21 protein-coding genes and 1 pseudogene are annotated in these 25,311 nt (G+C 54.9%); 6 read left to right on the forward strand and 16 right to left on the reverse strand.

Going from position 1 to position 25,311, the window contains the following annotated elements; translation table 11 throughout:
• Positions 1-369: an ArsC family reductase gene (locus GC090_RS05815; protein WP_133745420.1), complete on the reverse strand. Its 369-nt coding sequence runs from the start codon at positions 367-369 to the stop codon at positions 1-3.
• Positions 370-755: 386 nt separating this feature from the next.
• On the opposite strand from GC090_RS05815, the gene ypfM reads away from it, so the two are divergent.
• Positions 756-818: a protein YpfM gene (ypfM, locus tag GC090_RS23255; protein WP_139015967.1), complete on the forward strand. Its 63-nt coding sequence runs from the start codon at positions 756-758 to the stop codon at positions 816-818.
• Positions 819-944: 126 nt separating this feature from the next.
• On the opposite strand, the gene acrD is transcribed toward ypfM, so the two are convergent.
• The 3 genes from acrD to narQ all read right to left on the reverse strand — a co-directional run bounded on the left by acrD (position 945) and on the right by narQ (position 6,728).
• Positions 945-4,061 (reverse strand): multidrug efflux RND transporter permease AcrD, encoded by a 3,117-nt coding sequence (gene acrD, locus GC090_RS05820; protein ID WP_033740838.1) that lies wholly within the window; start codon positions 4,059-4,061, stop codon positions 945-947.
• A gap of 165 nt (positions 4,062-4,226) precedes the next feature.
• Complete coding sequence (locus GC090_RS05825) at positions 4,227-4,859, reverse strand: response regulator (RefSeq protein WP_033740837.1); 633 nt, start codon at positions 4,857-4,859, stop codon at positions 4,227-4,229.
• A gap of 180 nt (positions 4,860-5,039) precedes the next feature.
• A complete protein-coding gene (gene narQ, locus GC090_RS05830) occupies positions 5,040-6,728 on the reverse strand; it encodes a nitrate/nitrite two-component system sensor histidine kinase NarQ (RefSeq protein ID WP_324021089.1) in 1,689 nt (562 codons plus the stop codon).
• A gap of 250 nt (positions 6,729-6,978) precedes the next feature.
• Between narQ and GC090_RS05835 the strand changes: the two genes are divergently transcribed.
• The 3 genes from GC090_RS05835 to nudK all read left to right on the forward strand — a co-directional run bounded on the left by GC090_RS05835 (position 6,979) and on the right by nudK (position 9,737).
• Positions 6,979-7,251 (forward strand): YdgH/BhsA/McbA family protein, encoded by a 273-nt coding sequence (locus GC090_RS05835; protein ID WP_006118378.1) that lies wholly within the window; start codon positions 6,979-6,981, stop codon positions 7,249-7,251.
• A gap of 272 nt (positions 7,252-7,523) precedes the next feature.
• Positions 7,524-8,996 (forward strand): L-asparagine permease, encoded by a 1,473-nt coding sequence (gene ansP / locus GC090_RS05840; protein WP_033740834.1) that lies wholly within the window; start codon positions 7,524-7,526, stop codon positions 8,994-8,996.
• Between the two features lie 162 nt (positions 8,997-9,158).
• Positions 9,159-9,737 carry a GDP-mannose pyrophosphatase NudK gene (gene nudK / locus GC090_RS05845; RefSeq protein ID WP_033740833.1) on the forward strand — a complete coding sequence of 193 codons (579 nt, stop codon included), beginning with the start codon at positions 9,159-9,161 and terminating at the stop codon, positions 9,735-9,737.
• Positions 9,738-9,782: 45 nt separating this feature from the next.
• On the opposite strand, the gene GC090_RS05850 is transcribed toward nudK, so the two are convergent.
• From GC090_RS05850 to GC090_RS05885, 8 genes and pseudogenes are all read right to left on the reverse strand, one after another.
• Positions 9,783-10,742 carry a ribokinase gene (locus tag GC090_RS05850; protein WP_033740832.1) on the reverse strand — a complete coding sequence of 320 codons (960 nt, stop codon included), beginning with the start codon at positions 10,740-10,742 and terminating at the stop codon, positions 9,783-9,785.
• Positions 10,739-11,635, reverse strand: coding sequence for an allose kinase (gene alsK, locus GC090_RS05855; protein WP_324021091.1), 897 nt, complete (start codon positions 11,633-11,635; stop codon positions 10,739-10,741). The genes GC090_RS05850 and alsK overlap by 4 nt, the downstream gene beginning before the upstream one ends.
• Positions 11,632-12,324, reverse strand: a complete 693-nt coding sequence (gene alsE, locus GC090_RS05860) for a D-allulose 6-phosphate 3-epimerase (protein WP_324021093.1) — start codon at positions 12,322-12,324, stop codon at positions 11,632-11,634. Before alsE ends, alsK begins: the two co-directional genes overlap by 4 nt.
• Positions 12,324-13,376 carry an ABC transporter permease gene (locus GC090_RS05865; protein WP_205955550.1) on the reverse strand — a complete coding sequence of 351 codons (1,053 nt, stop codon included), beginning with the start codon at positions 13,374-13,376 and terminating at the stop codon, positions 12,324-12,326. Before GC090_RS05865 ends, alsE begins: the two co-directional genes overlap by 1 nt.
• A gap of 14 nt (positions 13,377-13,390) precedes the next feature.
• A pseudogene (locus tag GC090_RS05870) lies at positions 13,391-14,379 on the reverse strand (ABC transporter permease).
• The gene (locus GC090_RS05875; protein ID WP_110268322.1) at positions 14,372-15,877 is read right to left on the reverse strand and encodes a sugar ABC transporter ATP-binding protein; all 1,506 of its coding nucleotides are present in this window, start codon (positions 15,875-15,877) and stop codon (positions 14,372-14,374) included. Before GC090_RS05875 ends, GC090_RS05870 begins: the two are co-directional and overlap by 8 nt.
• A 2-nt stretch (positions 15,878-15,879) precedes the next feature.
• Positions 15,880-16,860, reverse strand: a complete 981-nt coding sequence (locus GC090_RS05880) for a substrate-binding domain-containing protein (RefSeq protein ID WP_324021095.1) — start codon at positions 16,858-16,860, stop codon at positions 15,880-15,882.
• An 11-nt stretch (positions 16,861-16,871) separates the two neighbouring features.
• A complete protein-coding gene (locus GC090_RS05885; protein WP_006118387.1) occupies positions 16,872-17,702 on the reverse strand; it encodes a DeoR/GlpR family DNA-binding transcription regulator in 831 nt (276 codons plus the stop codon).
• A 488-nt stretch (positions 17,703-18,190) separates the two neighbouring features.
• Between GC090_RS05885 and GC090_RS05890 the strand changes: the two genes are divergently transcribed.
• Positions 18,191-19,258: a DUF1176 domain-containing protein gene (locus tag GC090_RS05890; RefSeq protein ID WP_006118388.1), complete on the forward strand. Its 1,068-nt coding sequence runs from the start codon at positions 18,191-18,193 to the stop codon at positions 19,256-19,258.
• Here GC090_RS05890 and ampH read toward each other — a convergent pair.
• From ampH to GC090_RS05905, 3 genes are all read right to left on the reverse strand, one after another.
• Positions 19,255-20,418, reverse strand: a complete 1,164-nt coding sequence (ampH, locus tag GC090_RS05895) for a D-alanyl-D-alanine-carboxypeptidase/endopeptidase AmpH (RefSeq protein WP_324021525.1) — start codon at positions 20,416-20,418, stop codon at positions 19,255-19,257. The two genes, GC090_RS05890 and ampH, sit on opposite strands and share 4 nt — an antisense overlap.
• Before the next feature lie 211 nt (positions 20,419-20,629).
• On the reverse strand, positions 20,630-21,316 hold the full coding sequence (locus tag GC090_RS05900) for a response regulator (RefSeq protein ID WP_033740823.1): 687 nt from the start codon (positions 21,314-21,316) through the stop codon (positions 20,630-20,632).
• Positions 21,306-22,943 carry an ATP-binding protein gene (locus tag GC090_RS05905; RefSeq protein ID WP_324021097.1) on the reverse strand — a complete coding sequence of 546 codons (1,638 nt, stop codon included), beginning with the start codon at positions 22,941-22,943 and terminating at the stop codon, positions 21,306-21,308. The genes GC090_RS05900 and GC090_RS05905 overlap by 11 nt, the downstream gene beginning before the upstream one ends.
• 305 nt (positions 22,944-23,248) lie before the next feature.
• Between GC090_RS05905 and GC090_RS05910 the strand changes: the two genes are divergently transcribed.
• The gene (locus GC090_RS05910) at positions 23,249-24,610 is read left to right on the forward strand and encodes a 2-hydroxycarboxylate transporter family protein (RefSeq protein ID WP_033740821.1); all 1,362 of its coding nucleotides are present in this window, start codon (positions 23,249-23,251) and stop codon (positions 24,608-24,610) included.
• Between the two features lie 159 nt (positions 24,611-24,769).
• Here GC090_RS05910 and GC090_RS05915 read toward each other — a convergent pair whose 3' ends face one another.
• The gene (locus GC090_RS05915) at positions 24,770-25,165 is read right to left on the reverse strand and encodes a VOC family protein (protein ID WP_039339885.1); all 396 of its coding nucleotides are present in this window, start codon (positions 25,163-25,165) and stop codon (positions 24,770-24,772) included.
• Between the last annotated feature and the right edge of the window lie 146 nt (positions 25,166-25,311).

Consider the following 25,311-nt stretch of genomic DNA (forward strand, 5'->3'; position numbering starts at 1 on the left):
TTATGACTTCTCCTGAAGAAGATTCTGGTAAAGGGTTTCACTGAAACCCAGCAGCAAGGTGCCATCGGCGGTGCGCAGCACAGGGCGCTTAATGATCGCGGGCTGCGCCAGCATCAACGCTTTGGCGCTGGCGGCATCCGTAATGCTGTCACGCTCGGATTCGGGCAGCTTGCGCCAGGTGGTACCGCGCGTATTCAGCAGGTCCTGATAACCGAGGACATCGATAAACTGCTGGAGCTGTTCGTCGGTCAGGCCGTCAGCCCGGTAATCATGAAAGCGATAATCCACGCCGGCCGCCTCTAAAAAACGCCGTGCTTTTTTGATTGTGTCGCAATTTTTAATGCCAAACATGACCCATTGCCCGCTCATCGCCTACTCCTGTCCCGTAAAAATGCGCTGAGCAGTTTACCATAGTGTGATCTTATGCAGCATCCGCCAGCGGCGCTCCGCATCGAATAAAATACGTAAACAGACAGCCCTGAGGTGTACGTAAACGGTTTCAGTTTGAGCGCTAATGATTTCCTGGTTTATCACTTCTCCTTTAAGAATTTCCTTAAATGCCATTTTTAGGCTACGTCCTGGTTAAGCACCCCGCGAAACCTGTCAGGCTAAGGCTTTGCTGAAATGTGCGTCAGCCAGCAAATCAGAAAAGACTCAGCTTTTTTGCGTCTTTGCCGATAGTACTAACAGGTGTAAACGTATTCACCAGGCGAAAAAAAAGGCGTAATATTGCCACTACAATAAGAGAGGGTTCTATGATTGACACCGAAATGGGGAACTGGAAAGAATTTATCGAAGCGATGTTACGTAACAAGTAACACGTGACGAGAAAAGCAGGGCACTTTCCCCTCTGCTGTAGTTCTTACCACACACAGAAATAAAACGGCCGCTGTTTCCAGAGGCCGTTTTTTTTGCCTGTCTGGTTCGCCAGACAGGCGGGCAGGTTAGTCGGGATGTTTCTCTTTCAGCGGGAAACGACGACGCACCAGCACAAAGAACAGCGGTACAAACAGGATGGCTAACAGCGTGGCGGAAATCATTCCCCCCATCACGCCGGTGCCCACGGAGTGCTGACTGCCTGACCCTGCGCCGCTACTGATCGCCATTGGCAGGACGCCGAAGATAAAGGCCAGTGAAGTCATCAGGATCGGGCGCAGACGCTGGCGTGAAGCCGCAAGCGTGGATTCAATCAGCTCGCCGCCCTTGCTGTTAAGCTCGTTGGCGAACTCGACAATCAGGATGGCGTTCTTCGCCGAAAGCCCGACGACGGTCAGTAGGCCGACCTGGAAATAGACGTCGTTTTCCAGCCCGCGCGTCCAGGTGGCGATCAGGGCGCCGACCACACCCAATGGCACAACCAGCATCACAGAGAACGGAATCGACCAGCTCTCATACAGGGCCGCCAGACAGAGGAACACGACCAGCAGCGAAACGGCGTACAGCGCCGGAGCCTGAGAGCCGGACAACCGCTCCTGATACGACGCCCCCGTCCACTGGAAGCCCACACCGAGCGGCAGGGATTCAACCAGCTTCTCCATTTCGTTCATCGCGGTACCGCTACTCACGCCCTCTGCGGCTTCTCCCACGATCTCCAGTGAGGAGTAGCCGTTATAGCGTTCCAGACGCGGCGAGCCCGTTTCCCAGCGGCTGGTGGCAAAGGCCGAGAAGGGCACCATGGTGCCACTGCTGTTACGCACGTACCATTTGTCGATATCATCGGGCAGCATGCGATAGGGCGCATCAGCCTGCACATACACTTTTTTTACCCGCCCCCGATCCAGAAAGTCGTTCACGTAGCTTGAGCCCCAGGCGGTGGCGAGCGTGTCGTTAATGGTATCCAGCGACACGCCCAGCGCCTGCGCTTTACGCTCATCAATATCAATTTGCAACTGTGGGCTGTCATCAAGGCCGTTATGACGGACACGGGACAGAAGCGTATCTTTGCTGGCTTTGTCCAGTAGCATGTCGCGCATGGCCATGAGCTTGTCATGCCCGATGCCGCCATGATCCTGTATCTCCAGGTCGAAGCCCGATGAGCTACCCAACCCGGTAATGGCCGGCGGGCTGCTCGCAATGACCATGGCCTCATTGATGTGTTTAAAGGCTTTACCCGCGCGCTTAATGATGGCGAACGAGGTACGATCGGCGCCCGGTCTGTCACCCCAGTCTTTCAAACGGATAAACAGACGCGCGACGTTTTGTCCATTCCCGCCGGGGCCTGAACCGATCGTTGAGAAGACCGACAGCACGTTATCTTTCTCTTTCGTCAGGTAGTATTTTTCCACTTTGGCCACCACCGCCGAGGTCTGATCCATGCTGGAACCGGCGGGCAACTGGACCTGCGTCAAAATCATGCCGCGATCTTCCTGTGGCAAAAACGACGAAGGCAGGTGAAGAAACAGAAACGCCATGACGCCAATTATCCCCACATAAAGCAGCAGCCAGCGGCCGCCTGTGTGCAGAATGCGGGCAACGCCACGCTCATAGCGATCGGCATTGCGGTTGAAATGATAGTTAAACCAGCGGAAGAAGCCGCGCTCGCCGTGGTGTTCACCTTTGGCGATGGGTTTGAGCAGCGTGGCACACAGGGCTGGCGTCAGGATCATTGCGACCAGCACGGACAGGATCATGGCGGAGACAATCGTCACCGAAAACTGGCGGTAGATGGCGCCGACGGTGCCGCCAAAAAAGGCCATGGGAATAAAGACGGCGGACAGCACCAGCGCAATCCCCACCAGCGCGCCCTGAATTTGCCCCATTGATTTTCGGGTGGCTGCGCGCGGCGAGATCCCTTCCTCGCTCATGATACGTTCGACGTTTTCGACGACCACAATGGCATCGTCCACCAGCAGGCCTATCGCCAGCACCATGGCGAACATGGTCAGGGTGTTGATACTGTAGCCGAAGGCAAAGATCACACAGAAAGTGCCAAGCAGCACCACCGGCACGGCGATGGTAGGGATTAACGTGGCCCGGAAGTTCTGCATAAACAGATACATTACGCCAAATACCAGCAGAATGGCTTCCAGCAGGGTTTTGACCACATCGGTGATTGAGGCTTTGACAAAAGGCGTGGTTTCATAAGCGATCTTCGCTTCCAGCCCATGCGGAAAATAGTGTGATAACTCATCCAGACGTGCCCGCACCAGCTTATCCGTGTTCATCTCGTTGGCACCGGAGGCCAGTTTGATGCCCAGTCCGGAGGCGGCCTGGCCATTGTAGCGGCTGAGGGAATCGTATTTTTCAGCGCCGAGTGCCACCGTTGCGACATCGCCCAGCGTGACGACGGAGCCATCGGGATTATTCTTCAGGGTAATCGCTTTAAACTGGTCGGGCGTTTGCAGCATCGACTGCGCGTTCACCGTGGCGTTCAGCGCCTGATTATTGACTGCCGGCAAACCGCCTACCTGGCCGACGGCCACCTGAGTGTTCTGGGATTTGATGGCATTCACCACATCATCGGTGGTCAGGGCATAGGCGGTCAGCTTGTAGGGATCGAGCCAGATGCGCATGGCATATTGGGTGCCGTAGGCATCCACTTCACCGACACCATCAATTCGGCTTATGGGATCCTGAATATTACTGGCGACATAATCAGCAATATCTTGTTTGTTCATGCTGCCGTCAGTGGAGACAAATGCCACCATCAAAATATTACTGTCACCGGTTTTATTGACGGTCACACCTTGTGACTGCACCGGTTGAGGTAACTGACGCAGGGCTGCCTGTAACTGATTCTGGACCTGCTGACGTGCTTCGTCGGGATTGGTGCCGGCAGTAAAGGTGAGGGTGATTTGCGCCTGGCCGGTATTGCTGCTGTTCGAGGACATATACATCAGATTATCGATACCGGTCATATTCTGTTCGATAACCTGGGTAACGGTATTTTCCAGCGTTTGCGCCGAGGCACCAGGATAGGTCGCGGTTATACGCACGTTGGGCGGCGCTAAGTCGGGATATTGCTCAACGGGAAGCGAAATAATGGCGAGCGTGCCGCAAAGACACAATAAAATTGCCAAAACCCAGGCAAAAATAGGGCGGTCGATAAAGAAATTCGACATGGAATCGGCACTCCTCACTGCTTTTATTATTAATATGACCGATGCAGCGCGTAACGTACGAAAGTATTCCATGACATCACGCACGACCAGGCGACTACTTTACGTGCGGGCAGGGTTTGAAAAGTGGAGAAATTATAAAGAATGTGTAAATTGGCGCGCTTTTTCTCAACGATGTCGACGTTCAAGCCACAGGATGGTCGCCGCAACGCGTGAGCGAACCTCAAGTTTGCGCAGGATATTGCGAAGATGTACCTTCACCGTCTCTTCTGAAATTTGCAAGGTATCAGCAACGGCTTTGTTGGACAGGCCTCGCGCCACCTCCTGAAGCACGTCGCGTTCGCGTTCGGTCAGCAAACGGAACGGATCGTCGCTGTTGTGACGCGTCGCGAGCGAATGCCGGACCGCCTCGCTAAAGACATTTTCGCCCTGTGTGGCCTGTACGATCTGGTTTAGCAGGATTTCCGGTTCACTGTCTTTCAGCAAATACCCATCGGCTCCCGCATCCACCATGGCGAAGATATCACTGCGCGCATCCGACACCGTCAGCACCAGTATCCGCGAGTGGATGCCTTCATGACGAAGCGCTTTCAGCGTGTCCAGGCCCGACAACCCTTTCATATTCAGGTCGAGCAGGATGACGTCCGGTGTCAGGCGACGGGCCTCGGCCAGTGCTTCGGTGCCGTTGCTGGCTTCCGCGACGACCTGAAGCGTCGGGTCAAGCGCCAGTAACTGCCGAATACCGCGACGCATAAGCGGATGGTCGTCCACAATCATGATTGTTAAAGTCGGTTGTTCCATGTTTTCTCCCTGTCACCTGACGCTGCAGGTTGTCGCATGGGCAATGCGGTTCGTCAAGCGGCGGCTGCAGCGACCCTCTGTGGTGCTGTCATTGTAAAGATTAACCCGATGGCCTGCCGTTGATCTGCCACATGCCCTGTGATGCGAGATGCAATAAAAGTAAAGCCGTGTTACGTGCGGCTAGTCAATCTCTGATGCCGGACGCGGTGGAAAGCGCAACACAATCTGTGTTCCACACGGCTGCGAACGAATGTCTAACTGGCCAGACAAGCATGCTGCGCGCTCGGTCATGGTGATGAAACCATAATGCCCCGGGGGTTCTTCTGTGCTGATCATGCCCGTGCCGTCATCAGTGATTGTCAGTGAATGCTCACCTGTATCCGTGATCTGGTAGTCGACGGTAATCAAACGGGCATTCGCATGGCGAATGGCATTCAGGACGGCTTCCCGGGCAATTTGCAGGACGTGGACCTGTTGCCGGGCATCCAGTTGCTGCAGGCCTGGCTGGCAGGTCAACCGGATATCAGCGACAGTCTGAGACTGAAGCGGCGCAATCATCACGTGCAGAGCAGCCTCCAGATCGGCCTTTTCGATCGTCAGACGAAAGGTCGCCAGCAGTTCGCGTAGCTGGCGGTAAGCCTCTGCCAGTTCGCGATCAAAATCTGCAATGATCGCCTGTGCCGACTGATCGGAGGCGGACAGGCTGCGCCGAAGCTGCATCAGCTGTATCCGCAGGTAAGTCAGTGACTGCGCCAGCGAGTCGTGCAGTTCACGTGCAATCGTGGCGCGCTCCTCAATCAGCAGCATTTGCTGGTACTGCTTCTGGGTTTGCCAGATCCAGATCGACCGTCCCAGCATCGCGGCCAGGCTGCCCATTAACGCGGCGGAAGGGGCCGTGCCGCCGGTTTGCCAGCGCAGCGTGCCAACACGTTGATCGTCCTGTTTCAGCGGTAAATGCTGCCAGGCCAGCGCGGGATCGTGCTGGCCCGCCTCACAGGTAAACTGCTCGCCCTGAAGCTGAATGAAGGCAATATTCTCTTTGCCGACGATGCGGTTCAGCACATCATCGAAAAGCGCCGGTTGCAGCGAACGGCTGGTCAGGATTTGTGAGCTTTCATAGAGTAAGGAGAGCGTATGATTCGCCTGGGTTAAGTCCCGGGTTTTGTCGCGGACCCGTTGTTCCAGTTGCTGATAATGGCACTGTAATTGTGCAGCCATGCTGCTGAAAGTCTGTGACAGGACTTTCAGCTCGTTCTGCTGCTGCACATGCAGGGGCGGAAAGGCAAAATTGCCGCTTTCCACATAGCGGCTGGCTCTGACCAGTGCATTGAGGGGTTTAACGACCTGCTGGCGGGTAAAGCGGATCGTCATCAGAGCGAGCGCAACAATGGCGATCACGCCCGTCAGGCTGCTGATGGCCACGACGCGCATTTTCAGTTCGGCGTAGCGCTGTAGCGCCAGTACGAAGCGGTTAATTTCGTCAACGTAGTTGGGCATTTGTTGCCGCCAGGCATCTGACGTGTTCGCCTGCAGATGCTGTGCCAGACCGGGCCAGCCTTCGCGTAAACGCTGATAGTGATTAATAACCTTGCGCGGCACCCAGGGGCGATCGAGTTCCTGTAACACGGCGGCATTGAGCGTTTGTTGATACTGCGCCAGGTGCGCCGTCAGCAGATGCGGATCTGCTCTGGCATCCCAGGCCAGGCGGTAACTTTGCATCCGCAGCGATCCGGCCAGATTAATGGCTTCCGCATCGCGCAGGCTACTGGAAAGCGTCAGCAGCGCCAGGCCGGTCGTCAGTAACGCCAGCAAGACAATCCACGTTAACGACAGCGCGATACTTCTGGTAACAGAGCGTTTAACAATCACGACAATAACACCTTTACTGACAGGGAATCATAAGAGCGGTGCCAGAGACACCCGACGACTTATTACAAAATGCCCGAAAACAGCGGCGCTGTGTACGCAAACTCACCCCCGTTGACGTTTCCCAGGAATGTCCACTTACGGATGAACATTACTGCCATAGCTTTACACCTTGCCCATGTTGGCTTTCATTGCCTCGCTAATACTCAACACCATGTTTTACTCAGTGACCCACGCAAGTTCAGGAGGAAGTATGAAACGATTACCTGTGTACCTTAGCGCTGCTCTGTTGGCCACTGCTTCATTCTCTACTCTTGCTGCCACGGCAGTGGACCGGCAGGAAGCCCAGGGGCTGCAACGTATCGGCAGCGTCTCGGTGACAAATGTGAACGGCTCTCTGGATGATGTCACCCGCCAGCTTTCGCAGGAGGCCAAATCAGAAGGTGCCCGTCATTTCCGTGTCATCGGGGTTGATAACCCCGGCGACTCCAGCCTGTGGACCGGTACTGCCGAAATTTACCGCTAAACCCCTCTGTTACCTTCCCTGTAGCCCTTACCGGTCGCCTGTCGGCCGGTTTTTTTGTGATCTCAGAAAAGTTTTTTACAAATCGTCCGGCTTATCTCCTCGGTATATTTTGCTTCGATGTTGCATAACGGTTAGGATTCATCGCCGTAAATTCCCGCGCTGCTTTTCGTTAACTCACAGGCAAACGCACAGAGGAAGAAAACCCATTTCGCACTGCTAAACGCAATCGTTTGGATGCGCGATGACTTATGGTCAGGACAAACAGGAAGGCTATGAAATCTACGAAGAAAACCGCAGCAGACATGCGCGCTGCGAAACGACGCTGGCTCAATTCCCACGACTCCGGCTATAAGAAAGCCATGGGTAATCGTCACGTACAGATGATCGCTATCGGTGGCGCAATTGGTACAGGTCTGTTCCTGGGCGCAGGTGCCCGCTTACAGGCTGCGGGTCCCGCTCTGGCGGTAATCTATCTGGTCTGTGGCATTTTCTCCTTCTTCATTCTGCGCGCGCTGGGCGAACTGGTTTTACACCGTCCCAGCAGTGGAAGCTTTGTTTCCTATGCACGCGAGTTTATGGGTGAAAAAGCCTCCTATGTGGCAGGCTGGATGTATTTTGTTAACTGGGCCATGACCGGGATTGTCGATATCACCGCCGTGGCACTGTATATGCACTACTGGGGCGCGTTTGGCGATGTCCCACAATGGGTGTTTGCCCTGGGCGCGCTGGCGATTGTAGGTACCATGAACATGATCGGCGTAAAGTGGTTTGCCGAAATGGAGTTCTGGTTCGCGTTAGTCAAGGTGCTGGCGATAGTGATATTTCTGGTGGTCGGCGTGGTGTTCCTGGGCAGCGGTAAACCGCTGGACGGCAATGCAACAGGTTTCCACCTGGTCACGGATAACGGCGGCCTGTTCCCGCACGGCCTGTTACCGGCGCTGGTGCTGGTGCAGGGGGTGGTCTTTGCCTTCGCTTCGATCGAACTGGTGGGCACAGCCGCAGGTGAGTGTAAAGATCCGGAAACCATGCTGCCGAAAGCGATCAACAGCGTAATCTGGCGTATCGGTTTGTTCTATGTCGGTTCCGTGGTGCTGCTGGTGCTGTTACTGCCGTGGAATGCCTATCAGGCCGGGCAAAGTCCGTTTGTGACCTTCTTCTCTAAACTGGGCGTGCCGTATATCGGCAGCATCATGAATATCGTGGTCCTCAGCGCCGCGCTGTCCAGTCTGAACTCCGGTCTGTACTCGACAGGCCGTATTCTGCGCTCCATGTCGATGGGCGGCTCAGCACCGAAATTCATGTCAAAAATGAGCAGCCAGCAGGTGCCTTATGCCGGGATTCTGGTTACCGTTTGCGTCTATGTTGTCGGCGTAATACTCAACTACTATGTGCCGTCACAGGTATTCGAGATTGTCCTGAACGTCGCGTCACTGGGGATCATTTCGTCCTGGGGCTTTATCGTGCTGTGCCAGCTGCGTCTGCGCAAAGCTATTAAAGAAGGCAAGGCCGACGACGTCAGCTTTAAGCTGCCGGGCGCGCCTTTCACTTCCTGGCTGACGCTGCTGTTCCTGTTCAGCGTGCTGGTCTTAATGGCGTTTGACTATCCAAACGGCACGTACACTATTGCCTCTATTCCGCTGATTGCGGTGATTCTGGTTCTGGGCTGGTTTGGTGTGCGTAAGCGCGTTAACGAAATTGCCGCCACGGAGCACGAGCATCACGAGCACGATGGCAAATCATCCTGACGGTGATCTTGCCTGAAATATCAATGCCAGCCTGCGTGCTGGCATTTTTTTTCGGTGTTTCGGGCGGTCTTGATGATTGCGTGCGCAGACACGTAATTCAGATAGTTTTCTTGCATCCCACGACCTATCATCATTGGCTCCCTTCTCACTTGCGGAGCGCCTATGTCGTCCAGAATCACTATCATCAAAGATAAGCTGCTGTCTGAGAACTGGTTTGTGTTGCGTAACATCACCTATGAGCTAACCGACAGCCATGGCGATGTCGTGCGTCACAAACGCGAGGTGTACGATCGCGGCAACGGTGCGACAATTCTGCTCTATAACCGTGAAAAAAACAGTGTGGTGCTGACGCGCCAGTTTCGCGTGGCGACCTACGTGAACGGTAATGAAGACGGAATGTTAATTGAGGCCTGCGCGGGCTTACTGGATGACGACTCGCCAGAGGATTGCATCCGTAAAGAGGCCATTGAAGAGACCGGCTATGCGGTAGGCGAGGTCGAAAAACTGTATTCGGTCTATATGTCACCGGGCGGCGTCACTGAACTGATTCACTTCTTTGCGGCGGAATATCACGAATCACTGCGCGAGAACGCTGGTGGCGGTGTTGAAGATGAGGCCATTGATGTGCTGGAAATGCCTTTTCCTCAGGCCATGGCGTGGGTGAAAGACGGACGCATTCGTGATGGTAAAACCATCATGTTATTGCAGCACGCCCTGATCGCAGGCTGGCTAACGCTGTAATCCTGCACGAAGCCGATGCGCAAACCATCGCATCGGCTTTGCGCTTTATACGCACGTCATCACGCTGTCGGCGACGCACTCCGGGTGCGCCTGCAGACGCGCCAGTGCCTCGGCATACGAAGGCATCGAATGGGCCGCACCCGGTCGCTCCACACATAATGAGGCAAACGCGGCCGCATACAGCGCCGCCTGATCCAGCGCAACGCCCGCCGCGAGCCTGGCCGCCAGCGCGCCGTTAAACGCATCGCCCGCGCCGGTCGTATCCAGCGGGGTGGCAGGAAACACGGGAATATGCCGTTGCTGCTGGCCGTCAGACAGTAACGCACCCGCCGTCCCCAGTGTAATAATGATCTGGCGCGCCCCTTTGCGATGCAGAATTTCTGCCGCCTGCCGGGCACTGCGGATATCGTTGACGTTGATGCCGGTCAGCAGCCTCGCTTCCGTACTGTTCGGGGTCAGCAGATCGACTTTTGCCAGCAACGTATCGCTGATTTTTTGAAACGGCGCGGGATTAAGGATCACAAAGGTATTGGCGGCCCGCGCATTATCAATCATGCGCTGTATCGCGCTCAGGTTGTTCTCGAGCTGGACCAGCAGGATGTCCGCCGCCGCGACGGTGGGTTTGCAGCGCGTGACTTCCGCCGCCGTCACGGTAAGGTTGGCGCCCGGATAGACGGAAATCATGTTTTCGGCGTCGTTTCCGGCAACGTAGATCAACGCATTGCCGGTGGGTTTCTCCTTACAGGTGAACAGTGTAATCGCATCAAACCCGGTTTTTTCCAGATGGCGGCGGGCAAACACACCAAAGTCGTCCTTGCCCACTTTGCCAATGTAGTGCACCCGGGCGCCCGCGCGCAGTGCGGCGGTGGCCTGATTCGCACCTTTACCGCCCGGTCCCATCATGCTGTGCTGAGCAATCAGCGATTCGCCCGGCAGGGGAAAGCGGCGCATACCGGCGACAATATCCAGATTGAATGAACCAAACACACAGACTTTGCCTTTCATTTTCGCTCCCCAAAGTGGCGTTCGGCAGCCAGGCAGGCACCACGGCAGCCCGTGTAATCGGTGGCATGACTGAACACGATCCGTAAACCGTGGCGCGTGACGGGCGGCCGCAAACTGCGCTGAATGTGGTGTTGTAACTGCGCCAGCGGAAAACCGGCCATCGCCAGCACGCCACCGCCCAGAATCAGGTATTCCGGATCGAGGATGTTCATTTCACTGGCGATCAGGTGCGCCAGCCGCTGGACGAAGGCCTGCAGATCGGGATGATCCCCGTGTCGCGCAAACAGTTGTGACAGGGCGGTGTCCGGCTGATGCGTCGCCGCCCACTGGCTCAGCCAGTGACCGGAGATCAGCGTTTCCGCACAGCCGCGATTGCCGCACGGGCAGGGCAGGTCATTGCCGGGCAGGGGAATATGCCCCAGTTCACCCGCGCCGCCATGATGACCATGATAAAAGCGGCCTTCCAGCCACAGGCTGTTGCCTAAACCGGTGCCGGGATACAATCCCACCGCGTTGTCGGGCAGGGCATCAAGCTGTAGCAGATCCCATAACATCAGGTGGTTGACGTCTTTATCCATGGCGACCGGCACGCCCAGTCGCTTGCTCAACTGGGCTGCCACAGGTTGCCCATCCAGCGCCTGAATAAAGGGTAACGAGATAACCTGCTGACGATCGCGGCTGAGTATACCCGGGAGCCCGAGCATTACGCCGCTGATCGTTTGTGACGCCAGCGTGTCAATAATCACATCGCCCAGGGCGTGAAGCGCATCCGTTTGCTGTGCCCAACTGGCGGTCGCTATTTTACGGAATCCGCACCAGTGCTGGCCGTCTTCCATCAGTTGCAGTCGGGTGCTGGTGCCACCGATATCCATTCCAAGCCAGCGTTGTTTCATGCAGACTCCTGTGCCAGTCCCTGTGCGGCATCAATGCTGCTGCGCATCATGTCCCAGGCGGTGCTGAGATCGTCATGCACGTTAAACAGGCCTGAGGTGCCGACAATCAGCACGTCTGCGCCGGCCTCCAGTAGCGTGCGGTAGGTTCGTTGATTACAGGAGCCGTCAATTTCGATGAGGAAGTCATAGCCCTGTGCCTGTTTCAGGGCCTTAAGCTGCTGGATCTTCTGCACCATCTCGGGAATAAATGGCTGCCCGGCATAACCCGGATCGACCGTCATTACGGTGATCTTCTCCAGCAGATGAATATAGTGATGAATAAACGACACGGGCGTAGCGGGATTTAAAACCACGCCCGGCTTTTTCCCCAGACTGCGGATCAGGTTGAGCACCCGGAAGGCATCGCGGTTGATGGTCTCCGCATGCGGACAGATATAGTCTGCTCCCGCTTTCGCGACGGCCTCGATAAAATTGGTCGGCTGTTCCACCATCAGGTGAACGTCTATCGCTACGGGCGTATGCGGACGAATTTGCTCAATAAAGAACGGCGACAGCGTGATGTTTTTGACGTAATGCCCGTCCATGATATCAACGTGCAGGAAATCAGCGCGGGTGTTCAGGACCGCCAGCTGCTGTTTAATCTCCATCAGATTCATGCACATTAATGACGGCGAGATTTGAATACGCATTATACTTCCTTTTTCTCAGTCAAGGGATTCAGGGCCGCGCTTAAACGTTTGCTGCGCGTTACGGCCCGGCTTTCATTTAGTCGGGCTTTGCCCTGTTTAACGGCCAGCACCACAATCAATACCGCGCCCCACATTGCCAGGCTGACGTGCGGACTGATGTTCATCAGACTGAACCCGGTGGAAAGAATTTGTAGCGCGATCAGCGCCAGCACGACGCCGGTGACCCGGCCAAAGCCGCCATTGGGATCGGTGCCGCCAAGGATGATGGCCAGCACGGTGAGTAAGAGATAGGCATCGCCATAACCCATGCGGGCGGAGTTAAAGCGCGCCATCATCACCAGCCCCGCCAGTACGCACAACAGGCTGGAAAGGATATATACCAGCATCACCATACGGTGCGTGTTGATGCCGCTAAACCAGGTCGCGTTGATGTTGCTGCCGCCCATATAGATGCACTTACCGGCGCGGGTTTTGCCCAGAAACAGGGCCAGCAGGGCGGCCGCCAGCAGAAAGAGCCACAGGGGCAACGGCACGCCCAGTAAGGTATCGGCACCCAGAGCCCTTACAACGGGAGGCATACCGCTTACCGCCGCGCCTTTGGTCAGCCAGATACCGATGCCGTTAATCGTGATCATGGTTGCCAGCGTCACCAGGATGGGATGTGCGCCAATGCGCGTTACCATGACGCCGGTAATCAGGCCAATGAGTGCAGCAATCAGCATCGCACCCAGTACTGCCAGCAGTAACCACATGAGTTGCTGAGCGGTTCCGGCCCCGTCCGGCACCCTGTTTAGTAAGACCCAGGCGATAAACAGGCTGGTCAGATTGGCGGTGGTGATAATCGCCAGATTGAGTCCGCCACTCAGGATGGCAATAAACATCGCCAGGGTGAGTAAGCCCAGTTCCGGCAGTTGGAACGCCATGCTGAGGAAAGTGGCGTCGGTAAAAAAGCGGCCGGGTAACAGAATGCCGAACAGCGCCAGCGAGAAAGCAATCAGAAGCAGCAGGCCAACATTGGTGCCATCCGGTTTTAACGCAGCGAATCTTTTCATCTCTGTTTCTCTCCTCAGACAAAGCTGACGTCAGTTTCTTTGCGCTTCTTAAAGTGGGTGACAGCAATGGCGGCCATAATGACGGTACCGACCACGATGTTCATGAAGTAGTTGGATACGCCGATCAGGTTGAGTCCGTTCTTCAGAACCGCGATCAGGAAAACCCCCATCAAGGTTCCACTGACGGTGCCCTTGCCGCCCATCAGACTGGCTCCGCCCAGTACGGTTGCCGCCAGCACATCCAGCTCACCGCCCACCAGGGCGTTGGGGACGACTTCACCCATGCGGTAGACCTGAACCAGTCCGCCAATCGCGGCCATGGCCCCCAGCCAGCCATAGGCAAAGAGGGAGATCAGGCCAACGCGAATCCCGATACGCCGTGCGGATTCCGCATCGCCGCCCACGGCATAGAGTTGACGACCTAATGTGTTTTGTTGAGGAGCACCGCTGTCAGCGCCGCAATGAGCAACAGGGTGAGCAGCGGCAGGCCGAGCTGAAAGGCTTGTCCCTGCCATTCGAACGGCAGCACGTTACGCAGCGTGATCCACCAGTCCGGAAGCTGATACAGGCTGCGTCCACCGGTCACCCACATCAGCAGGCCAAACAGCAGCGACTGCATACTAATGGTGATGATGATGGAGACGACCCGGAGCCAGGTGATCAGCCAGGCGTTAATGACACCAAACAGCGTGCCGCAGGCTATCGCCAGTGCAATACTCAGCGGCGCGTTAGCAAACTGGTAATGCACAAACAGCGAGGCGATCAGGTACTGCACCACAGAGGCGACGGCCGCAAAGGAAATATCAATGCCGCCGGTCACCAGCACGACAAACAGTCCGAGGGCGAAAATGCCGGTAACCGCGTAACTCTCGGCCAGATCCAGCAGGTTTTGCACGGTCAGAAACTGGTCGCTGGCGAAGGAGAAAATCACAATGAACAGCAACAATACCCACGTCAGCCAGCCCTGACTGGAATGAGGACGTAAACGGGAAAAATCAGGCATTGATCACCTCCGCCAGTTGCTGTTGCGCTATGCGGTCTGGTTGATATTCGGCCTGGATGGTGCCCTCGCGGAAATGCAAAATGCGGTCGCAGTTGTACCAGACCTCGGGGACTTCATCGGAAATCAAAATGATCGACAGGCCTTCGCGTGCCAGTTCGTGAATAAGTTGATAGATACTCGCTTTTGCCCCCACATCCACGCCGACAGTGGGCGAATCGAGGATGAGCAGGCGCGGCTGCGTCAGGACCCATTTCGCCAGCACAATCTTTTGCTGATTGCCGCCGGACAGCGTTGAGATGGCTAACTGTGGATCGGCAACGCGCACGCCAAGTTGCTGAATCCACTGAAGAATCAGCTTGTTCTTGCGGTATTCATCAATCAGGTGGAAGCGGTTTTGCAACTGGTTAAGAATGGGCAGCACCATATTGTCGGCCACCGATTGTTGCTGAATCAGCCCCAGCGTCAGGCGATCCTCAGATACATAACCAATCCCGGCTTTGATGGCATCTTCATGACTGCGAAAGCGCACGGGTTTACTGTCCAGCCAGATCCTGCCGCGGTCTGGCCGGGTCATGCCGAACAGGGAAAGCGCCAGCTCAGTACGTCCCGATCCCAGCAGACCACACAGCCCCAGCACCTCACCTTCGTACAGCCGAAAATTAACATCGTGGTACTGACCTGCACGGTGCAGGTTTTCCACTTCCAGAATGACCCGATCACCGTTGCGCGTAGGGGTTTTTAACTGATAATCAAGTTTTTGCCCGGTCATCAGCTCGGTGAGATGGTGCGGTGTCATAGCCTGCGCCGGCCAGCAGCCAACCTTGCGGCCATCGCGAATGACGGTTACGCGATCTGATATTTCCAGCACCTCGTCCAGGCGATGGCTGACAAAGACCACACAAATCTTTTTCTGTTTGAGATAGCGTACCGTGCGCAGCAGTTGATTGACTTCGGTACGGGTGAGGGAAGCGGTAGGCTCATCCATGATCACCAGCCGCGCATCCGCCACCAGTGCGCGGCAAATGGCGACCTGTTGTCGCTGAGCGATGGAAAGGTGCGCGACACTGTCGTCAAGATTGAGGTCAAACTGCAGTTCCTCAACAATACGCCGGGCACTGTCAACCAGGGTTTTGCGCTGATGCCAGCCAAATAACCCGCGCAGATTGTGTTCAAATGCGATGTTTTCGGCCACGCTCAGGTTCGGGAACAGGGACAGATCCTGATAGATGACCTGAATACCAAAGTCTCTGGCCTGCTGAGTCGAAAGACGGGGCAAGCGGTCTCCGTCACCTAAACGAATTTCGCTGCCACGATCCGGCGCATGTACGCCGGATATCACTTTAATGAGCGTACTTTTGCCACAACCATTGGTACCGGCAAGGCAGTGCACTTCGCCCGCCAGCAAGGTCAGCGAGATATCGCTCAGAGCACGATTCCCCCCAAAGGTTTTCGACAGTTTTTCCAGGGTGATAAGCCTTTGCGGCGCGACCGATTGCATCATTACAGCCCCAGCTTGATCAGGTTAGGCAGGTTAGCTTTATCCAGACTTTCCGTGTTGTTGCCCAGAATGGTGTGCGTTGTCTGATCCACTTTCACCTTGCCCAGGCCTTCAATCGTCATACCGTCCGTAATCGGTTCGTTCTTCTCCACCTTCTCGGCAATACGGATAAACACTTCACCGGCGGTATGTGGATTCCAGATATAGCCGCCCTTGATCGCCCCGCGGTTAACCAGTTGCGCGCCCTGACCCGGACTGAACGCCCCAATGACACAGACCTGATTGGTTTTATTGCGGTTCATAACGGCGCGACCGGCACCAATAGGGCCCTGCGAACCGAAGGCTAAAATGCCTTTCAGATCGGGATACTTAGACATCAGTTCATTGGTGGTACGGATGGACTCGTCCAGGGACTCGCCTACGCCAAATTTGTCCGTAACCAACTGCATGTTGGGATAGTGCTGCTTTTGATAATCCAGCGCGGCATCGGTCCACTGCTGATGAAGCGGCACCGTCAGGCTCCCCACGTATATGGCGTATTTCCCTTCGTCATGCATACATTGCGCCAGCGCTTTCATATGATTGATGCCGTGCGTTGCGGCATCCACTAATTCAAAGTCCCAGTTTGCAAACTTCTGGCCTGGCGATTCGTGGGTAATGACTTTGATGCTGGCTTCACGGGCGCGCTGCAAGACGGGCTCAAGCACTTTGGGATCGTTGGGGACGACGCCGATAATGTCCACTTTCTGGGCAATCAAATCTTCAATGGCACGCACCTGCAGGGCAGGATCGGCTGCGGTCGGCCCCACCATCCAGGCGTCAATGCCGCGTTTGGCCGCTTCGCTTTTAATTCCGGCTTCCATAGCGTTGAACCACGGAATACCACCGATTTTCACCACGATGCCCATGCGTATTTTGTCCGCCGCATGGGACTGAAAAGCCAGTAATGCGAACAACGAACAGGCGATAAGCTGTTTTTTCATAAAGGCTCCATTTAATTATTTATAAGCTGCACAGACTGGGGGCGCTGCGAGCAGTCAATAATATTGACGCCGTTCCAGGCCAGTTCCTGTTCCAGCTCTTTATCTTTCAACTGGTCAGTAATGAGAAAATCCACATCACGGTAATGGCAAATACGCGCGAATGAGGGCCGAAGAAACTTAGAGCTATCCAGTAATAAATGTTTTCGTTCTGCTGCCAGAATCAGCTGTTGTTTTAAATGTGCATGACGTTCATTTCCTTCGCGTAAATAACCGTCATTGCCCAGACTGCTGCATGAAAAAAAGATCTTATTTATTTGAAACTCTTTTAACGGCTGCTCGGTAACAATGCCGTGAAAATCTTCATAACGATCTGAATATTCTCCGCCCAGACAAATGGTGCGAATACTGCCGCGCGCTGCCAGCGTCTGGACAATGCGTAACGAATTGGTTAATACCGTTAATTCAATATCCGGTAATTGCCGTGCCAGATAAAAACACGTGGTACTACTGTCGAGTAATAAGCAGTCGCCCACACTAATAAAATCCAGCGCGCGTTTCGCGATTGCCATTTTGGCGTCAACATGTTCGTTTACGCGTTGACGAAAAGACGATTCAGATTCATTAATCTCGCGATTATTAACCTGTAGCGTTGCACTGTGTCGTTTAGCCGGAACCGCACCACCATGGCTTCGCTGTAAAATACCTTTCTTTTCCAGTTGTGCTAAATCGCGGCGAATCGTTTCCTGAGAAACCCGACATAACGCGGTGAGTTCAGCGACAATAACCCGTCCGTTACACATTAATTCATCGATAATTCTCTGCTGGCGTTCAATCGGCAACATAATGGCCTCCGATGGCTATAAAGTACTGGAAGGCACGCGGCAAAAATGTGGCCTGAGCGTGGGTACGCAGGACCTGTTTTTGCAACGCGCATAAAGAGATCAGTGTTGGGTTTTAATGAAACGAAATGAAAGAAATAATATTGTTTAGTGATTTGTCTCACTAAATAAGGGTTATTTAGCGGTCTCAGGATCCGCTGTGAACATTTTATCCTGCATTCTGCAGCGACTCTATCATGCCCGCTTTTGCCCGTTTATGTGTATTTGACCGCTTTGCCTGTCCGGATAGTCCGACGAATCCGATTGAGAGAACGCTGACGAATACGCATGATGACCGCATTGCGCACGACAGGGCGCTACGGCTGTTGCAAAATGGATGTTTTTTAGGCAGTTAGCTGCGCTTGCTGGGCACTTCACAGAATGCGAACGTCGTGACGTGCGTGATTGCGCTATCATCTTCCACTCAGAGAAGTTGGGGCTCGATTTTCTTAATGTGGTACAGGATGAAATCGCTGTTTGCGTTGCCTTTATTCATGGTCGCCGCCGTCCAGGCTGATCCGGTGCAGAAACTGTTTTCTGACTGGCAGTTAACCTGCAATAACGCGGCCTTTTGCGTTGCGCGCAGCACGCAGGGTGACCGTGGTTTGGTGATGACCCTGTCGCGACATGCCGGGGCGGATGACCAGCCCCTGTTACGTATTGATTACGGCAGTGCCTATAGTGGTGCGCTGCCGGGGCCGGCGCTCAAAGATAATCTGCTGGTAGATCAGCGTCGTCTTCGTCCTGATTTCAAGCACTGGGACGTAGAGCCGCATCATCTTGCCACCCGCAACCCGATTGCCATTAACGAATTTCTTGAACTCACCATGGATGCAAAAAATCTGCAGCTGACGTTCAGCGCCAGCCCACAGGTTTCATTGCGTGGCATGAAAGCGGCCCTGTTGTACATGGACGACGTACAGGGGCGGGTGAATAGCATGAGCGCCTGGGTTCGACGGGGCGAACGCAACGGCGTGCCTGCTGCTCCGGCGATTCCGCAGCTGCCACCTCCCATGGCCGCGCCTGTACCGCTGACGCGGGAAGAAACCAGTGGCCTGATTGATTACGGCACCTGGCGGGTTAATTCAGATACCTGTTCGCTCGATCCACTGCGACGCGAAGTCAGCGTCTCGCCGCTGACGGACAAAAAAGCCTTGCTGCTGGTGAGCTGTGAGATGGGGGCGTATAACGTGATCGATCGGGCGTTTGAAGTGACGCGCGCGCCGCCCTATGTGGCACGCGGTGTCAGCCTGACTTTACCCTTTACGCCGCCCGAGGGAGGAGAGCGCCAGCTGGAGCTGATTAATGCGGATTACGATGCGGCAACCGGCCAGCTTTACACCTTTGGTAAAGGGCGGGGACTGGGCGACTGCGGTACAGCGTCCCGCTGGCAGTTTAACGGTGAGCACTTTGTGTTAGCGGAATATGCCGAAGAATCAACCTGCGATGCCTGGCACAGCAGCGATGACTGGCCCACGCTCTGGGTAAGCCAGTCAGCCTCTGCGGATGGCAGCCGTTAAGGAATCGCCTGCACCATCATGGGGGAACCGGTCTGATTGCCCACCAACTCCGCCAGCAGGTTATTTACACCGTCACTCATTGGCGTGAAGCGGGTCAGGGGAGATCGGGTCACCACCACAAAAACGCCCACATTATTCTGCGGCACCATCGCTATATAGGTGATGAAACCCCCGCCACCGCCGGTTTTCTGAATGATCCCCGGACGCCCCTTTGACGGTCCCATATAAACCCAACCCATGCCGAGAGCGTCGGCTTTACCTGGCACGTCCATTCCATCCACCTTGTGAAGCTGATCGCGACGGTAGATTAATGTCTGCAGGCGATCGATCTGTGGCGTGCGGCGATTCACGGAGGAGTTCAGAAACTGCTGCATCCAGCGTCCCATATCATCCGGCGTTGAATAGACGCCACCGCTGCCGATAGCCGCCAGCGTGTTATTACACGGACTGGCTCCTTTTTCCGCCACCATTAAACGGGCGCACTGTTCGGGTGACGGGGTAAACGTGGTGTCCTTCATGCCCAGCGGGCGGGTGATCAGCTGCTGAAACAGGGCCGGATAAGGTTTATCCGCCGCACGTGACAGCGCATCACCCAACAGATCGTAACCCAGGTTGGAATAGGCCGCATTGGTGCCGGGTGCCGCTTTCAGGCTGGCGGTGTTCAGCCAGTTCCAGCGCTCACTTTGCGTAGGCCAGACAAAAACCGGACGATGCGGCTTACCGCCGGGCTGCTCGCGCGGCAGGCCACTGGTGTGAGTGGCGAGGTTAATCAACCGAATCGGTTGACCGTCGAAACCAGGGACCCGTTTTCCCGGAGGCGCATACTTACTCAGCGGATCGTCCAGACGAATCTCGCCGCGCTCGGCCATTTTTACCATCACCTCACTGGTCATTAATTTACTGAGCGAGGCAATACGAATTAACGAATCCTTTTGCGGACGAATATTGTTGCCGGGCCGGGTATCACCAAAGCTGGTAAAGACGCGCTGATTACCGTCTATTGCCACCAGGGCCATGCCGGTGGCACCACTGGCATAAAAGATATGCTCTGCATAGCGATCGACAATCTGGGAGGCCAGTAAGGGATCGGGCGCAACCTGCGCCGTGCTTTTAAGGGGAAGCAAAGAAACCAGTAAAGCCAGTAAATAAGGAGTGCGCATTTTCAACGGAGAGGGCTTCGCTATAGGAGTCGGGTGAAAACCTATAGTAATCAGTTTAAGGATGACGGGAAGAGCAAAGCACAGTTTTTTTTATTTCAGATTACAGTCAGCTGGCGATGGCGGCCATGGACATCAGCGGACGGGGGATATGTTTTGCCCCGCAGAGGCCGCCGGACCGAGCCGCTGCACTGGCGGCGTGGCGCGCCGCAGTTCATGGCCGTTTGTACATGCGCCTGGGATGGCCCACTTTGCCATACAGCATTTCTACCGTCAGAAAGCCGGTTTCCACGCAGTGCTCCAGATAGCGACGGGCGGTTGTTTTACTGAGCCCGGTTTCGGTCATCACCTCATCAACCGAAAAAAGCCGCGTGGTGGCTGGCGTAAAAAGTGTCTGGACCCGCGCGAGAGTCGTTTCCTCAATACCTTTGCTGCCGTTATCGTGCGGGTAGTTCTTCGCCTGTAGCTGATAAAGGACATCGACATTTTTCTGATCGACAATCTTCCATGTGCGCTGCTGGTCTGCGAAAGCGATAAAGTTGGCAAGCGAGCGGTTAAGCCGTTTCCAGGACACAGGTTTAAGGACGTAATCGAAGGCACCGTTGCGGATGGCCTGGCTACAGGTATCCATATCACTGGCCGCCGTAATAAAAATAATGGAACAGTTTGCGTGGGCCAGCAACGGATCGCCAATCAGGGTGATGCCTTTGCCATCGGGCAGATAATTATCCAGCAATAGCAGCTGTGGCGCACTGATGGCAAGCTGCTGTCTGGCTTCTGCCAGTGACCCGGCGATACCGATCAGCCTGAGTTCAGGGTGTTTACCAATCAGTTCGGCATGAAGCTGAGCCAGTTCAGGCTCATCTTCCACAATCAGGACAGTCACAGGCTCATGTTGCATCGCGGACCTTCTCCGTTTCCGTTACGGGACAGCGGTGGGTTTGCGCGCAGGGGATAAACAGCGAGAAAATGGCGCCACGTGGCACATTGTCGCTGACCTCAATGGTGCCCCCTGCGCGGGTAATATAGCTTTTTGTTAAATACAGCCCGATACCGTGATCGCCCCGGGTTTTCGTGGTGACGCCACGTTCAAACATGTGTTCGCGGATGGCAGGTGCAATGCCCACGCCGTGATCCGCCACTTCGATGATCAGCTCACGGGCGCTGAGCTTAATCAGCACTTCAACAGGTTCATGAGGCATCGGGGCGCGTTGCGTGGCTTCAATCGCGTTGTCCAGCAAATTGCCAATGACCGAGATCAGTTCAGCCTCTGACAGTGGGGGAAAGGGCTTGTCCATCAGGCATGCGGGATCAAAGTGGAGGATAACGCCTTTTTCTCTGGCGCGTGCCGCTTTGCCCAGTAACAAGCCGCACAGCAGTGGCGAGCTGAAGCGTGCGGAGACAAAGTCCAGCCACTCCTGCTCGTGTTCTGACTGCGCCTCAATGTAGTCAATCGCGTCTTCAAAACGCCCCATGTGCAACAGCCCGGAAAGCGTGTTCATTCGGTTAAGCTGCTCATGCCGCATAATGCGCAGATTATCGACATAACGTTTCACCTGGCTGAGCTGGGCGCTAAGGGAGTCGATGTCGTTAAAATCGCGGAAGGAGATTACCCAGCCCATCAGCGCGTCCTCCAGCATGATACGTACCCGGCTGGCGATGACGGTGAGCGCGTTAAACTGGCTAATCTCATCGTGGGTATCTTTCTCCAGCATCACGGGCTGCGATAAAAAGGGGACGGGCGAAATGATCTGGCTGACAGACTGCCCTCGCAGCGCCTCGGCGGACTGTGAAAGGCCTAACAGCTTTCGGGCGGCCTGGTTGATCACTTCGATCTGCAGGTGTTCATTGATGACAATCACGCCTTCATAGATCGATTCCATCATGGCGTTTTGCTGACGGACCATCAGGCCGATCTCGCGCGGTTCCAGCGAGAAAATCTGTTTTTTAATATTGCAGGTGAAAAACCAGGAGAAAATAAACAGGGCGATAAGCACCAGGGCCGCCACGATCAGCAGGTTGATCATGTTGCTGAACGTGATGGCATCCAGATAGCGGGCGAGATAACCAACGGACACGATACCGACCACCTGCCCGCGATCGTTCAGGATAGGCGATTTGCTGCGCAGGGAGATTCCCAGTCCGCCTGTCCGGATGGTGGTGATACTTTTCCCTGCCAGTACTGCCGCGTTGTCTCCGCCGACCAGGGGTTTGCCAACCCGGTCCGCCGTCACCGAGTGAAAAAGGTGCAGGCCACGGTTATCGCCAATCACCATAAAACTGGCATCGCTTTTCCGGGCAATAGCCCTCATCAGCATATTAATGGCCGGGATATCCCGATCCGCCACCGCTTTTCTCAGTTCCGGAATCAGCGCGATTTCGTCTGCCTGCACCTTCGCGCGCATGCTCATCGCCTGATAAAGCTGCCGGGTGATGCTGACGTAGTAATAGCTTCCCAGTAACACGAACAGGACAGACGAAAAAACAACGAGCGAAAGAAACAGCTTCGTTTGAAATGACAATTTCATGACTGTCACGCGCATTTTGGAATAATAACTTCAATGTATCATCTTTTTAACAACAGACACTACATGCGTTTATCTGTTTGATATTAATGGGATTAAATCGTTTTCAGAGGGCAGGGAAGCGTCAGCAAAGGACAAACAACGGCTGCGGGGAATAAAAACCATAAACACCACGACGATTACCAGGATGCGGATCACGCTCTGGAAATAACACCATTAAAACTTTATGCCAGATACCTTCTCCTTCACGTAATTCCGCTTTTTTTCACGGCATTCTGAAAAAAAACGATGATGCAAAGAGGTTAATAATGCGCTCACCTGATAATTCTTTTCTGTCTGATACGCTGGCCCGTTCACCGCGCAGGAAAACCCTGAAGGAGCAGTGGTGGCATATTATGGATAACTGGAAAGTCGGGATTATCCCTCTTCCTCTGTTTGTGCTGGCCGGTGTGCTCATTGCACTGGACTGCCTGAGCGGGAAACTGGCCAGCGATATCGTCGTCATGGTCGCCACGCTGGCCTTTTTTGGTTTTGCCTGCGGTGAATTTGGTAAACGTCTGCCGGTGGTGGGCCGTCTGGGCGCCGCAGCTATCTGCGCAACCTTTATTCCCTCTGCGCTGGTCTATTACGGGTTACTTCCCGATATTGTGGTGACCTCAACAACGCAGTTCTATAAATCGACCAATATTCTCTATCTCTATATTTGCTGCATCATCGTCGGCAGCATCATGAGCATGAACCGTACGGTGCTGATTCAGGGCTTTCTGCGCATCTTTTTCCCCATGCTGTGCGGTGAAATCGTGGGCATGATTGTCGGCATGGGCGTCGGATTAGCGTTGGGGCTGGAGCCGTTCCAGATTTTCTTTTTTATCATTCTGCCCATTATGGCGGGTGGCGTCGGCGAAGGGGCCATTCCGCTCTCCATCGGCTATGCGGCGTTGCTCCATATGGATCAGGGCGTGGCGCTGGGCCGTATCCTGCCGATGGTGATGCTGGGGGGCGTGACCGCCATTATTATTTCCGGCTGCCTGAACCAACTGGGTAAACGTTATCCGCACCTCACCGGGGAAGGCCAGCTGATGCCGAATGTCACGAACGTTGAGCCCGAGCCGCTGCAGTCCGTTTTTTCCGGTAAAGTTGACGTAACGGCCATTGCCTCCGGGGCGCTGCTTGCGGTGCTGCTCTATATGGTAGGGATGCTGGGGCAGAAGCTGACAGGGCTGCCTGCGCCGGTAGGGATGCTGTTCCTGGCCGTGCTGGTGAAACTGGTCAATGGCGTTTCGCCCCGTATTCTGGCCGGTTCTCAGGTGGTCTATCGCTTTTTCCGCACCGCAGTGACCTATCCCGTCCTGTTCGCTGTCGGTGTGGCCATTACGCCGTGGCATGTGCTGGTCACCGCGTTTACGCTCACCAATCTGCTGGTCATTATCAGCACGGTCAGTGCGCTGGTCGCAACGGGCTTTTTTGTCGGGAAAAAGATTGGCATGCATCCCATTGATGTCGCCATTGTTTCCTGCTGCCAGAGTGGGCAGGGCGGGACGGGCGATGTAGCCATTCTTACCGCCGGTAACCGCATGGGCCTGATGCCGTTTGCTCAGATCGCGACGCGTATCGGTGGAGCCATCAACGTTTCGCTCTCTTTGCTGCTGCTGAGCCACTTTTTAAAGTAACGGTTGTTAAGGTCAGCAAGGCGACCTGTAAGGTGCCTTGCTGACGCGTTTCGTCTGCTTCAATCGTATGTTACCAGGGCGCGAGCACTTCACTTCATATGTTTAATGACGAGAGGGCTTTGCACTTTTAAGGGTCTTTAGCGTCAGTTGAATCCCGTCTCAGGCATTCTGATAAAGATCCCAGCGGTTGCCATAGATGTCTTCAAACACTACCACCGTGCCGTAGGCTTCCTGTCTGGGTTCCTCACAAAAGTGCACCCCTTTTGCCTTCATAGCGTGATAATCCCGCCAAAAATCATCCGTCTGAAGAAACAAAAAGACACGGCCACCGCACTGGTCTCCGATAAAACCGGCCTGACGTTCGTTTGATGCGCGCGCCAGCAGAAGATGGCAGTCGCTGTCGGGGTTCGGTGAGACGACAACCCAGCGCTTGCCCGGTTGGGGCGTGTCTTCAATTAGGGTGAAACCCAGTTGATCCCGGTAGTACTCAATGGCGCGGTCGTAATCATCAACCACCACGGCAATATAGCCCATGCATCGCTTTTGCGTTCTCATCCTTTACCTCGTCAGCGGATCACCAGAAAAACTGAGTTCACCTCACTGTCGCTGAAACGGAACGGGCGATGCAACGTTAATCACACTTATTGTTTCTGTGCTGCCAGCCATTGAGCGTCCGGGCGAGGAAAAGGATTTGATTGCAA

Source organism: Pantoea sp. JZ29 (assembly GCF_035190385.1).
Lineage (GTDB): Bacteria > Pseudomonadota > Gammaproteobacteria > Enterobacterales > Enterobacteriaceae > Pantoea > Pantoea stewartii.